The 12540-nt window shown below is 69.7% G+C and carries 12 protein-coding genes and 1 rRNA gene; 8 read left to right on the forward strand and 5 right to left on the reverse strand.

What is annotated here, in order from left to right:
- Position 1: 1 nt before the first annotated feature.
- From rrf to O1W71_RS00015, 3 genes are all read left to right on the forward strand, one after another.
- Positions 2 to 118, forward strand: a 5S ribosomal RNA gene (rrf, locus tag O1W71_RS00005).
- 99 nt (positions 119 to 217) lie between these two features.
- Positions 218 to 874: a GntR family transcriptional regulator gene (locus O1W71_RS00010; protein ID WP_269266029.1), complete on the forward strand. Its 657-nt coding sequence runs from the start codon at positions 218 to 220 to the stop codon at positions 872 to 874.
- A 25-nt stretch (positions 875 to 899) separates the two neighbouring features.
- Entirely contained in the window at positions 900 to 1922 is a 1023-nt protein-coding gene (locus O1W71_RS00015; RefSeq protein WP_269266030.1) for a 1-aminocyclopropane-1-carboxylate deaminase, read from the forward strand.
- Between the two features lie 5 nt (positions 1923 to 1927).
- Here O1W71_RS00015 and O1W71_RS00020 read toward each other — a convergent pair whose 3' ends face one another.
- On the reverse strand, positions 1928 to 3055 hold the full coding sequence (locus tag O1W71_RS00020) for a class I SAM-dependent methyltransferase (RefSeq protein WP_269266031.1): 1128 nt from the start codon (positions 3053 to 3055) through the stop codon (positions 1928 to 1930).
- Between the two features lie 67 nt (positions 3056 to 3122).
- Here O1W71_RS00020 and O1W71_RS00025 point away from each other — a divergent pair, with 67 nt between their 5' ends.
- Positions 3123 to 3518 carry a DoxX family protein gene (locus O1W71_RS00025; RefSeq protein WP_269266032.1) on the forward strand — a complete coding sequence of 132 codons (396 nt, stop codon included), beginning with the start codon at positions 3123 to 3125 and terminating at the stop codon, positions 3516 to 3518.
- Here the strand turns inward: O1W71_RS00025 and O1W71_RS00030 are convergent.
- Positions 3497 to 4150: a response regulator gene (locus O1W71_RS00030; RefSeq protein ID WP_269266033.1), complete on the reverse strand. Its 654-nt coding sequence runs from the start codon at positions 4148 to 4150 to the stop codon at positions 3497 to 3499. The two genes, O1W71_RS00025 and O1W71_RS00030, sit on opposite strands and share 22 nt — an antisense overlap.
- Positions 4147 to 5820, reverse strand: coding sequence for a sensor histidine kinase (locus O1W71_RS00035; protein ID WP_269266034.1), 1674 nt, complete (start codon positions 5818 to 5820; stop codon positions 4147 to 4149). The genes O1W71_RS00030 and O1W71_RS00035 overlap by 4 nt, the downstream gene beginning before the upstream one ends.
- Positions 5821 to 5972: 152 nt before the next feature.
- Between O1W71_RS00035 and O1W71_RS00040 the strand changes: the two genes are divergently transcribed.
- Positions 5973 to 7502: a CitMHS family transporter gene (locus tag O1W71_RS00040; RefSeq protein ID WP_269266035.1), complete on the forward strand. Its 1530-nt coding sequence runs from the start codon at positions 5973 to 5975 to the stop codon at positions 7500 to 7502.
- A 6-nt stretch (positions 7503 to 7508) separates the two neighbouring features.
- On the opposite strand, the gene O1W71_RS00045 is transcribed toward O1W71_RS00040, so the two are convergent.
- Positions 7509 to 8522, reverse strand: coding sequence for a Gfo/Idh/MocA family protein (locus tag O1W71_RS00045; protein ID WP_112617948.1), 1014 nt, complete (start codon positions 8520 to 8522; stop codon positions 7509 to 7511).
- A gap of 51 nt (positions 8523 to 8573) precedes the next feature.
- Between O1W71_RS00045 and O1W71_RS00050 the strand changes: the two genes are divergently transcribed.
- Positions 8574 to 9905, forward strand: coding sequence for a M20/M25/M40 family metallo-hydrolase (locus O1W71_RS00050; RefSeq protein WP_269266036.1), 1332 nt, complete (start codon positions 8574 to 8576; stop codon positions 9903 to 9905).
- On the opposite strand, the gene O1W71_RS00055 is transcribed toward O1W71_RS00050, so the two are convergent.
- Positions 9898 to 10410 (reverse strand): hypothetical protein, encoded by a 513-nt coding sequence (locus tag O1W71_RS00055; RefSeq protein ID WP_269266037.1) that lies wholly within the window; start codon positions 10408 to 10410, stop codon positions 9898 to 9900. The two genes, O1W71_RS00050 and O1W71_RS00055, sit on opposite strands and share 8 nt — an antisense overlap.
- Positions 10411 to 10597: 187 nt before the next feature.
- On the opposite strand from O1W71_RS00055, the gene O1W71_RS00060 reads away from it, so the two are divergent.
- Both O1W71_RS00060 and O1W71_RS00065 read left to right on the forward strand, forming a co-directional pair.
- On the forward strand, positions 10598 to 11605 hold the full coding sequence (locus tag O1W71_RS00060; protein ID WP_269266038.1) for a LacI family DNA-binding transcriptional regulator: 1008 nt from the start codon (positions 10598 to 10600) through the stop codon (positions 11603 to 11605).
- 157 nt (positions 11606 to 11762) lie between these two features.
- A complete protein-coding gene (locus tag O1W71_RS00065; RefSeq protein WP_404568559.1) occupies positions 11763 to 12479 on the forward strand; it encodes an L-ribulose-5-phosphate 4-epimerase in 717 nt (238 codons plus the stop codon).
- The last annotated feature ends 61 nt before the right edge of the window (positions 12480 to 12540 follow it).

Below are 12540 nucleotides of genomic sequence, written 5' to 3' on the forward strand. Positions count from 1 at the left end.
TTTCGGCGGCCATAGCGTGAGGGAAACGCCCGGTTACATTCCGAACCCGGAAGCTAAGCCTCACAGCGCCGATGGTACTGCAGGGGGGACCCTGTGGGAGAGTAGGACACCGCCGGACTTCTTTCGTAAGAGGGCCACCCAATGCTGGGTGGCCCTTTTTCGTGCCCCCGGGGCCGTTCGCTTGACGTAGGGAGCCAGGTAGTGTGCAATATATTGCATGCCGCTCGTTCCCGTCTCTCGTCCAGCGTCTCTGCGCGACCATGCGTACACGGCGCTTCGCGATGCGATCGTCAGTGGCAGGCTCGAGCCGGGCGCTCGTCTCCGCGATAGCGAGCTCGAGGAATGGCTCGGGGTCAGCCGTACGCCGATCCGTGAGGCGATTGCACGGCTGGAGGCCGCGGGGCTCGTCCGGACGCGGCGGGCGAAGGCCACGGAGGTGGCACCGCTCGATGAGCGCGAGGCTCTCTCGGCGCAGCGTATCGCGGCATCACTGCACGAGTTGGCGGTGCGCGAGGGAGTGCGCCAGCTCACGGCGTCGGACCTCGATGCGATGCGTGCTGCGAACGACCGGTTCGCGGACGCACTGCGCGCGGATGACATCGACGCAGCGCTCGCGGCCGACGACGACTTCCATCGCGTCGCGGTTTCGGCGAGTGCCAACCCTCTTCTCGGCACTCTGCTCGAGCAGGTGACACCCCTTCTGCGACGCCTGGAGCGTGCTCGGTTCTCGAGCCTCGCCGGCCGCGACTCGGTGGCGGCCCATGCCCGCATCATCGAGCTCTGCGCCACCGGCGAGGGCGAGGCGGCCGCTGCAGCGACGCGCGAGAACTGGCTGACGCTCGAACGCTTGTTGACCCATCCCGATCCCGCCTGAGCCCCACCCGACTCCAGGAGAACCGATGTCCCTCGCAGACTTCCCGCGTCACCCGCTCACCTTCGGACCCAGCCCCGTGCACCCGCTGGATCGCCTCTCAGCCCATCTCGGGGGTGCCCGTGTCTGGGCGAAGCGAGAAGACGTGTCGAGCGGCCTCGCATACGGCGGCAACAAGACTCGCAAGCTCGAGTACATCATTCCGGATGCTCTCGCTCAGGGCGCCGACACGCTCGTCTCCATCGGCGGGATCCAGTCGAACCACACTCGCCAGGTGGCGGCGGTCGCGGCGCACGTGGGGCTGAAGGCCGTCGTCGTTCAGGAGAACTGGGTCGACTGGCCGGACGCTGTCAACGACCGGGTCGGCAACATCCTGCTCTCGCGGCTCATGGGAGCGGATGTCCGGCTGTCGCCCGCGGGCTTCGACATCGGATTCCGAGACTCGTGGAAGGAAGCGATCGCCGACGTGGAGGCCGCCGGCGGCAAGCCCTATGCGATTCCCGCGGGCGCGAGCGATCACCGCCTCGGCGGACTCGGGTTCGCCAATTGGGCGCACGAGGTGCGCCAGCAGGAAGAGCAGCTCGGTGTGTTCTTCGACACGATCGTCGTCTGCACCGTGACGGGGTCGACCCACGCCGGAATGGTGGCCGGGTTCGCCGACCTCGCGGAGAACTTCGGTGACCGTCGCCGGCGGGTCCTCGGCATCGACGCCTCGGCCACGATCGACAAGACCCGTGACCAGGTGGGCCGGATCGCGCGTCGCACGGCGGAGCTGATCGGTGTCGGCCGTGAGCTGCGCGAGGATGAGATCCAGGTTCTCGAGGGTTGGGCGGGGGAGCGCTACGGCATACCCGTGGACTCGACGGATGAGGCGATCTACCTCACGGGGCGCCTGGAAGGAGTCATCCTCGACCCGGTCTACGAGGGAAAGTCCATGGCGGGACTGATCGACCTCGTGTCATCCCGCGACATCCCCGCTGACTCGAACGTGCTCTATGCGCACCTCGGCGGGCAGCAGGCGATCAACGCCTACAGCGGCCGCTACCACTGAGACGGTCAGCGGCGCGTGGACACCGTGACCGTGAACTTCGGGTCTCGGGCCACCTGCCGGGTGGGGCCGACAACGCGCTCGAGCTCCGCTCGGTACTGCAGCGCGGAGTTCCAGACGCACCACAGTTCGCCGCGCGGCCGCAGCACACGCGCCGCATCGCGGAACAAGCGCGGGGCGATGCGGTCGCTCACCGCGGCACCGGAATGGAACGGCGGGTTCAGCGCGATCAGCGACGCGCTCGCATCCGGGCGCCGGGCGAGCAGGTCATCGCGTACCACCTCGACGCGCTCGGACACACCGTTGGCCCGCATCGTGGCCGCCGCGGACGCCACGGCTGCGGCCGATTGATCCGAGGCATACACGCGGACGTCGGGGTGACGGGTGGCCCACGCGGCCGCGACGACTCCCGTGCCGCAGGCGAAGTCGATCCACGGGTCGTCTGCCGTTCCGCCCGGCGCGGTCTCGGGCAGGTTCGCGAGGAGGAGTCGTGTCCCGATGTCGAGGCGCGGACCCGCGAACGCGCCGCCGTACGCACGGATCTCGATCCCGTCGCTGCGTCCAGATCGCGCCTCGGGAAGCGTCGTCTGCGGGAGTGGACCGCGGGCGACGAGCACCCGGGACTTCCCACGCGCATGCGTGACGTCGAGGCGCTCGAAGGAGCCGCGGAGAACGTCGTTCATCGCGACCGTCATGTGCTTGATTCGCCCTCCGGCGTAGACGACGACGTCGGGGGAGGCCGCCGCCGCGATGGTGGCGGCGATGTCGGCGAGAGCATCGAGCGAGCGTGGCAGCCGAAGCAGCACGACTCGCGCGCCCGCGACGAGCGCGGCATCGAGCGGGAGAGAGGTGAATGTCGCCTGGGGGACGAGACGCTTCGCGTTCGCGGCGAGAGCGGCCTCGCCGCTGAGGGGGTCCTGGTGGACTCGGATGCCCTCGGCCCCGGCGGCCGCAGCGCCCAGGGTGAGCGCGCCGTAGCTGTCTCCGATGACGGTGACCTCGTCGGGGCCCGTTTCGGCGCGGGCAGATTCCGATTCATCCAGGATCAGGAGATCGGCGGCATCGGCGGCGACGAGACCGGGCGCTTCGACGTCGGGCCAGCGGCGGAGAAGGGAAAGATCGAGCGCGCCGGACACCCGGGTAAGCCTAGTGCGGAGAAAGCAAGGGTTCGCCGGGCGGCCGTGGAGCGCGCAGACTGAACGCATGAGAACCGCGCTCCGCTGGCTGCTCGCCGGCGCCATGATCTTCGCCGGCCTGAGCCACCTGTTCTGGGCGCGCCCTGACTTCCAGGCCCAGGTGCCTGACGCGGTCGTCGAGAAGCTCCCGATCGATCGTGATGGCGTCGTCGTCGCCTCCGGAGCGGTGGAGGCACTGTTCGGGGTGGCGCTGCTCGCCTTGCCGCGCGAGCGCTCGCGCATCGGCGCGCTGCTCGCCGCGTTCTTCATCGCCGTCTTCCCCGGCAACGTCGATCAGTGGCGAAAGGGACGCAGCGCCTTCGGGCTCGACACCGATCGGCGTCGATTCGTCCGGCTCTTCTTCCAGCCCGTTCTCGTCGCGTGGGCCTGGTGGTCGACGCGTCAACCGCGCGACGCCGCGTAACGGTGCTCCGGGCGGCCCGTCGATCCGTAACGCAACCGCACGTCGACGACCCCGCGCGCGGCCATCGCCGCGAGGTGGCGCTGAGCCGTCGCCCGTGAGATACCGCATTCGGTCGCGATCTCGCCCGCCGATGCCTCCCGCGCCCCGAGGGTCGTGAGGATCATCTGCTCGGTCGCCGAGCGCGTCGTGGTGGCGGGACCGCCATGGACGATCGACAGGGCGCGATCGATGTCGTCCTGCTCCACGTCGGCGGTGTCGAGGACGTTCCGGTAGCGGGCGTACCGCTCCAGGCGCTCGCGGAGAGCGCGGGAATCGAACGGCTTGATCAGGTAGCCGATGGCCCCCGCACGCAGGGCGCGGCGCACCGTCTCGGCATCGGAGGCCGCCGACAGCACGATGGCATCGGTGTCGATCGAGCGCACGAGCTCGACGCCCTCGCCGTCGGGCAGGTAGTTGTCGATGAGAACGAGGTCGGGGCGGTGCTCGGCGATCGCGGAGCGAGCCGTGCCGATCGACCGGGCCGGCTCGAGCGCGCGGAACCCGGGAACCGCGTCGACGGCGTCGCGGTGGAGATCCGCGACGCGGAAGTCGTCGTCGACGACGAGGACCCGGAGCGGGGCTGTCGTGGTCATGAATCGTCCTCCTCGGGGCGGGGTGCGGTCGGCTCGGTAGTCGCGGTCGTGTCGGGCGCCGCGGTGCGCAGCACGCCCGGCAGCCGGGCCGCGAAAACCGCTCCGGATGCCGCGGAGCCGCGGCCGCCCGGATCGATCAGCCACACGTCGCCGCCGAGACGGCGCGCCAGCTCTCGCGAGAGCGGCAGTCCGATCCCGCGCCCGCGGACGCGGTCGTCGCCCGGTTCCGCAGACGGCGCGAAGACATCGCGGCCGTCCGCCACACCGGACCCCGAGTCGGCGACGGTCGTCACGAGCGCGTCGCCGTCGCCGAAGAAGGTGACCTCTACCCAGCGGGGTTCGGCTTCGCGCGCCGCGGCGGCGACGGCGTTGTCGATGAGATTCCCGATGACGGCTGCGGCATCCTCGACACGCGCGAGCTCTCCGAGGACGAGGGTGTCGTCGCCGACGGCGATGCTCACTCCGTTCGCGGCTGCTTCGGTCGCTTTCGCCGCGAGGAGCGCCTGGAGGAACAGGTCGTCCACCCGCTCGATGCCGGCGACGGCGATCGGAACGCTGCCGCGCTCGAGGAGTTCGTCGAGGAACGCTCGGGCGTCGCCGACCCGCTCGGCGTCGATCAGGCCTGCGGCGACATGCAGGCGGTTCGAGAACTCGTGCCGCTGCACCCGCAGCGCCCCGGTCACGGTCTGAACCGACGAGAGCTGTTCGCCGAGCTCGGCGACATCCGTGTGATCCCGAACGATCACCACGTCCCCGAGCTCGCGGTCACCGCGCCGCACCGGATGCACGTCAACGGCCAGCACGCGGTGGCCTACGACGACACGGTGCAGCGGAAGCCCTTCCATGATCGCGGAGACGACAGGCGCGGGCAGGGGCAGAGCGGAGAGCGGCTGCCCCACGGAGCGCTCGAGACCGAGCAGCTGTTCGGCAGTCGTCGACGCGACCCGCACGACACCGCTCTCGTCGAGGGCGAGCACGCCGTCTCCGATGCCGTCGAGGACCGCGCTCTGCTGCTGCACCAGCGCGGTCAGCTCCTCGGGCTGCAGCCCGAGCGTCGTCTTCTCCCAGCGGCGTCGCAGAACCGAGCCCGCGGCGATGCCGATGCCGAGTGCGAGAAGCGCGGCGATCCCGATCGCGAGAAGCACGGACGGCAGGTCGTCGAGCACGTTGCCCTCTTCGAAACCCACACTCACCTCACCCACCGGCTCGCCGCCGTCGGGCGGGAGGACGGGCACCTTGGCGCGTGCGGAGCGCCCGAGGGTTCCGACCTCCCAGTCGACAATTTCCTCGCCGCCGAGAACGCGGTCGAACGGGGTCGACACGGTCTCGCCGAGACGACGCGGATCGGGGTGGGCGAGCCGGATGCCGTGGTCGTCGGTGATCACGACGAAGAGCGCGTCCGTGCGCTCGGCGATCGAGAGAGCCGTGCTCTGCAACGATCCGCCGACGAGGTCGGCAGCATCCGGGGTACCGGGGTCGTCGGACCACCGGGCGACGGCGGTGCGCACCTCCGGGGTCGCTGCGACCGAGCGCGCGATGTTGAGTGCGCTCTCTTCCGCGGCGTTTCGCACCTGCGTCACCGCGATCACCGCGAACGCCGCCGTGCACACGAGCAGCACGGTCGCGACGACGCCGAGCTGCACGAGGAAGAGCCGCGTCGTGAAGCGCATCCGACCCCCCTTGCTCGCGCGCAGAATGCGCAGAACACACGCTACGCGCTCAAGTCGCCGGAATGAGCCCAAGCGCGCGGGTCGACGGCGAAGCGACCTAGATTCGACCGATCGCACCGTGGGTCCGTGCGCCCGCCGACGAAGGAGTCGACATGACAAATCCTGTGAACCTCGTGGCCGCCGCCGCGGCCGAAGAGGGGTACGACCTCGCCTTCATCCCGCCCGAGGGCGTTCTCGTCGCGCTCGGGTTCACGATGGTGCTGACCTTCATGGCGCTCATCATGACGCGCCGGCTCACCCCGATGGTCGCGCTCATCATCGTGCCGACGGCATTCGGCCTCTTCGCCGGCGCCGGCCTGGGGCTCGGCGACATGATCATCGACGCCATCACGAGCATGGCGCCGACCGCGGCTCTGCTGATGTTCGCGATCATGTACTTCGGCATCATGATCGACGTGGGGCTCTTCGACCCCCTCATCCGGGTGATCACCCGCGTGCTCAAGGACGATCCCGCCAAGGTCGTGCTCGGGACCGCTGTGCTCGCGGCGGTGGTCTCGCTGGACGGCGACGGCTCGACCACGTTCATCATCACGACCTCGGCGATGCTGCCCATATACCTCCGCCTGGGCATGAGTCCCGTCGTGCTCACCTGCGTCGCGGGCCTGATGAACGGCACGATGAACATCGTCCCGTGGGGCGGGCCGACCGTGCGTGCGGCGTCGGCGCTCGGTCTGCAGCCGACCGACGTGTTCGTGCCGATGCTGCCCTCGCTCGCGGCAGGCATCGTCGTCTCGCTGACCTTCGCCTGGTTCCTGGGACTTTCGGAGCGTCGACGGCTCGCCGGCAGCATCGACACGTCCCGTCTCGGCGGGGGAGACGGTGTGCTCGGTGGGCCCAAGCTTTTCCGCGGTGCCGACCCGCGACCGGGCGCGCTGGCAACGCTGCGCACCGGGAACGTCGTGACCGTGCGCGGCCGGAAGCCCGTTCCGGCGGCGCAGTGGGTCGAGGAGCGCGACACCGCTATGGCCGACACGATGCTCGACCCGAATCGGGCGACACTGCGTCCGCGCCTGGTGTGGGTCAACCTCGCGCTCACGCTCGTGGTCATGGTCCTGCTCGTCCTCGACCTGTTCCCGCTCGCGTACGTGTTCATGGTGGGCGCGGCGCTCGCCCTCGTCATCAACTTCCCGAAGCTCAAGCAGCAGGCGGACGAGATCATCGCCCACGCTCCCTCCATCGTCGGCGTGGTCTCGATGGTGCTCGCGGCGGGCGTGCTCGTGGGCGTCTTGAACGGTACGGGGATGGTGGCCGCGATGGCCTCGTGGGTCACCGAAGTGATCCCGTCGCAGCTCGGACCGCACCTCGCAGTGATCACGGGCGTCCTGTCGATCCCGTTCACGTTCTTCATGTCGAACGACGCGTTCTACTTCGGCATCCTCCCGATCCTCGCCGAGAGCGCCGCGACCTATGGCATCGAGCCGGTCGAGATGGCGCGTGCGTCGATCACGGGGCAGCCTGTCCACCTGCAGAGCCCGCTCGTGCCCGCCATCCTGCTCCTCGTGTCGCTGGCGAACGTGAATCTGGGCGACCACCACAAGAAGGTGCTGTGGCGTGCGTCGATCGTGTCGCTCGTCATGCTCGCCGTCGCGGTGCTCGTGGGCGTGGTGCCGTTTGCCGCCTGAGCGGGATCACCCTTCCTGCGGGTAGCGCACGCCGATCTGATCGCGGATATCGTCGAGCACGCCCATGATCGCGACGGTCTCTGCGATCGGCAGAACGTCGCCGTCGGTCCGTCCGGCGGCGACGAGGGCCTCCGCCTCGAGGGCCTGGAACTGCATGCCGCGCCCCTCGATCTCCGAGCGGTACTCCTCGAGGATCGTGCCGTCGTGCGATACGACGCGGAAGTCGGTAGCCGCGTACCAGACGCCCGAGATCTCGACCCGCGCTTCGGTCCCGACGATGTGAGCGGTGTTCGGCCCGGCCCCGCGGGAAGACGACACGGTCGTCGAGACCGCACCCGAGGGGTGGGTCATGACCGTCGCGACCTCGGCGTCGGCACCCGTCTCCATCAGCCGCGCGAGCGCCCTCACCTGCGTCGGGAGCCCGAGGAGGTCGCAGACGAACGACACGGGGTAGATGCCGAGGTCGAGCAGCGCGCCGCCACCCAGCGAGAGATCGTTGAGACGGTGCGTGGGATCGTCGGAGATCCGCTGCGTGTGATCGGCGAACACCGTCCGGACCTCGCCCAGGGTTCCGGCGGCGACGATCTCGCGCAGGCGGACCATGTGCGGGAGGTAGCGAGTCCACATCGCCTCCATGACGAGGACGCCCGCGTCGGCTGCCAGATCGCGCAGCGCCACGGCCTCGTCACGGTTGAGGGTGAACGGCTTCTCCACCAGCACGTGCTTGCCGTGCTGGATCGCGAGCGCGGCGGCGTCGCGATGACCCGGATGCGGGGTGGCGATGTAGATGATGTCGACGTCGGGGTCGGCCGCGAGCTGCTCGTACGAGCCGTGAGCGTGGGGGATGCCGTATTCCTCGGCGAAGCGCGTCGCCGAGTCCTGTGTGCGTGAGCCGACGGCCACGACCTCGCGGCCCGCTGTTCGCAGATCGCGGGTGAACGCGTGGGCGATTCCGCCGGTCGCCAGAATGCCCCATCGCAGGCCGGTGTCGGAGCTGCCGGACGTCGTCTGATTCGTCATAACGCGAGCCTAGCCAGCGGCTGACCGACCCGCGCGGCGTAGGCTCGCAGGGTGGACACCGCTGCCGTCGATCGCTTCCGCGAGCTGTTGCGGATCCCCACCGTCTCGCACGCGGAGCCGGCCTCGTCCGATGGGGCTCAGCTCGTGCGCTTCCGCGAAGCGGTGCGTCGGCTCTACCCGCGCCTGCACGACGAGCTCGAGTACGAGACGGTGGGGGAGCACGCGATGCTCTACCGGTGGCGGGGCCATGCCTCGGACGCGTCGCTCGTACTCATGGCGCACTACGACGTCGTTCCGGTCGTTCCCGGCGAATGGAGGCATCCGCCATTCGACGCCGTCCTGGCCGGCGAGGGCGAGGAGAGGACGATCCATGCGCGCGGTGCGATCGATGATAAGGGCTCACTGGTGGCGATTCTCGAAGCCGTCGAGGCTCTCGTCGAGGAAGGATGGCGGCCGGCGCGCGACGTGTATCTCGCCTTCGGGCACGATGAGGAGGTCGCCGGTCTCGGTGCTCCCGCGATCGTGGAGGTGCTGCGCTCCCGTGGCGTCCGGCCGGCGCTCGTCCTCGACGAGGGCGGGGCAGTCGTCGCGGGTGCCGTGCCCGGCGTCGACTCCGAGACCGCGATGATCGGCGTCGCCGAGCGCGGGGTGATGACGCTCGGGCTCACGGCGCGCGAGGCGGGAGGGCACGCGTCCACTCCGCCCCCGCTGCCGGCCACCGCGCGACTGGCGCGGGCGATCGACCGGTTGCGTCGACACCCGGCGCCCGTGCGGCTCGTGCCGCCGGTGCGGGCGATGTTCCGCACCCTGGCGCCATTCGCCCGCGAGCCGTTCCGCTCCATCTTCACCAACCTGTCCGTCACCGGAGCGCTGCTCGCGCGGGCGCTGCCTCGCTTCGGCGCCGAGACCAACGCACTGGTGCGGACGACCGCGGTCGTGACGGAGCTCGACGGGGCGGATGGCGAGAACGTGCTCGCCACGGCTGCTCGCGCAGCCGTCAACATCCGCTTGCTCACGGGCGACTCGGTTGCTGCGGCAACCGAGCGCGCGCGGCGAGCGATCGCCGATCCCCGGATCGAGATCGAGGTTCGCCACGGCTCGGACCCATCGCCCGTGTCACCCTGGCGCGGCGAGGGATGGCGCCGGATCGCGCGTGCGGTCGGTTCCGCTCTCGGCGAGGACGTCGTCGCCACGCCGTACCTGCAGCTCGGGGCGAGCGACAGTCGGTGGTTCACCGCGATCTGCGAGAACGTCTACCGATTCGCGCCGTTCCGGCTGACCGCCTCCGAGCGCGAAGCGCTTCACGCGCACGACGAGCGGATCCGTGTGCACGTGTGGCTTCGCGGGATCGAGTTCTACCGCGACCTGCTGCGACTCAGCTGACGGGGGAACGCCGGGGCGGCGAATCGGAGACGCCGGTGAGGAACGCGACGATCTCGTCGGCGCTCGCCGAGATCTCGGGTCCGCGACCGAAGGTCCAGCCGGCGTCGGTCGCGCGCACGGTGTGGCCTGCGATGGCGGCCCGTCGTGCGAACGGGGCGCTCGTCGAGGCCGCGAGCGCGACCGCGCCCGCGATATCGAACGGGAGCGGACGCCGGTCGCTCGGCAAACGGAGGTAGGCGCGCGCGACCGCCGTGAGTTCTCGGACGCTGCGCCGTCGCCCCCGCGCGATACGGCCGGCGAGTTCGGCGAGGGAAGCGCCGTCGTCGTCGCCCGACAGGCCTGCTTCGTCGACGAAGGCGCGGCGGCGATCGAATGGAGCACCGTCGAGCGCGGAGGCTGCGAGGACGACCACCGTCGCGATCTGCCCACGACGGTCGGAGGGGGCCGCCGCGGCGTCATCCGCCGACCGGTGACTCAAAGGCAGGAAGCGCGCCAGGTCGGACATGCGGTCAGCATACGGCGGTGTCGGGGCGGGAGGGCTTCTCGCCTCGGGTGTGACGCGAACCGCGGTCGTCACATGGCCGCGGAGCGCTCCGTGTGACTGTCACATAGAGCGGACCACGTGTTTTCGAAACCCGCGGTGCATAATGGGCACGAGCCGATGTGAACGTGCGCATCGGGCCGGAGGAACCATGAGCGAAGACGCTACGGGCCGTCGCCCGAGCATTCGCGATGTCGCGCGTCTGGCCGGTGTATCGCATCAGACGGTCTCGCGCGTGCTCAACAATCATCCGAGCATCCGCGCGGAGACGAAGGATCGCGTGCTCGCGGTCATGGCGGAACTCGACTACAGCCCCAATCGGGCGGCCCGCGCGCTCGTCACGAGCAGGTCGCACACGATCGGAGTGCTGACGTCGTCGGCGACCCAGTACGGTCCCGCGTCCTCGATCGCGGCGATCGAGGCGGCCGCGCGCGAACGCGGTTACTGGGTGTCCACCGCCAACGTCGACGCCCGGGATCCGAGCTCGATCCAGGCCGGGCTCGCGCACCTGGTGGCCCAGGCGGTCGAGGGACTCGTCGTGATCGCGCCGCAGGTGCGCGTGTTCCGTGCCCTGGCCGCCCAGCCGATCGGCATCCCGTACGTCACCCTACAGTCCACCGAGGTGGATCCCGGCCACGCCCTGTCGGTCGACCAGATCGCCGGCGCCCGACTGGCCACACGGCACCTCATCGAGCTCGGCCACCGGTCGATCTACCACATCGCCGGCCCCCAGGACTGGATCGAGGCTGAGGCGCGGATGCGCGGATTTCTCGAGGAGATGAGCGATTCCGACATCCCGACGACGGCGCCGGTGCTGGGGGACTGGACGGCCGAATTCGGCTACTACGCCGGGCGCGAGCTGCTCCGGGTCCGTGACTTCACCGCGATCTTCTCGTCGAACGATCAGATGGCGCTCGGGCTCCTGCACGCCATCCGCGATGAGGGGCTGGACTGCCCGCGCGACATCAGCATCATCGGGTTCGACGACATCCCCGAGGCCGCGCACTTCTGGCCGCCGCTGTCGACCGTGCGTCAGGACTTCGCCGAGCTGGGGCGCCGTTGCGTGGATCTGCTGCTCGGCCAGGGCTCAGGCGAGGTGGACCCGGCGGTGCTCGTGCCCGCGCTGGTCGTTCGCTCGTCCACCGGCCCGCGCCGCTGAGTCGTCGTTATCGATCCGAGACACGCCGGGAGTTGACACCCCCGTTCGGACCGTGGCTATAGTGTCGCAATGTGAACGGTCACATCGATCGTCACACGATCGAGGCCCGCCGATGGTGGCCGGGCGAAGGAGCACTCGAGTGGCACGCAACGCAGCGATCAGCAGCGAGTACGTCGACGGCGTGAAGGTCGAAGTCGCGGTGGCGCGGGTTCGGGCCGAGGTGGCGTCGTTGCACGCGGAGCTGGTGCGTTACGGGCTGGTCGTGTGGACCGGTGGCAACGTGTCGGGGCGGGTTCCGGGGGCTGATCTGTTCGTGATCAAGCCGTCGGGGGTGTCGTATGACGAGTTGGCTCCGGAGAACATGATCGTGTGCGATCTGGACGGCAATGTGGTGCCGGGGACGCCGGGCAGTGACCGGTCGCCCTCCAGTGATACGGCGGCGCATGCGTATGTGTATCGGAACATGCCCGAGGTGGGTGGTGTGGTGCACACGCATTCGACGTATGCGGTGGCGTGGGCGGCGCGGGGTGAGGAGATCCCGTGTGTGATCACGGCGATGGCTGATGAGTTCGGGGGGCCGATCCCGGTGGGTCCGTTCGCGATCATCGGTGATGACTCGATCGGCCGGGGGATCGTGGACACGCTTCGGGGGCATCGTTCCCGGGCGGTGCTGATGCAGAACCATGGGCCGTTCACGATCGGGTCGAGCGCGAAGGATGCGGTCAAGGCTGCGGTGATGGTGGAGGACGTGGCTCGCACGGTCCATATCGCCCGGCAGGCGGGGGAGTTGCTCCCGATTCCGCAGGACGCGATCGATGCGCTGTACGACCGGTATCAGAACGTTTACGGACAGACCACCGACGACCGCCGGTAGCCCCGCACCGGGGCGCGGTCACCATTTCCCGCAAGACAGTGAAGTCACTGGAAAGGACACA

Source organism: Microbacterium sp. H37-C3 (assembly GCF_027157935.1).
GTDB lineage: Bacteria > Actinomycetota > Actinomycetes > Actinomycetales > Microbacteriaceae > Microbacterium > Microbacterium plantarum.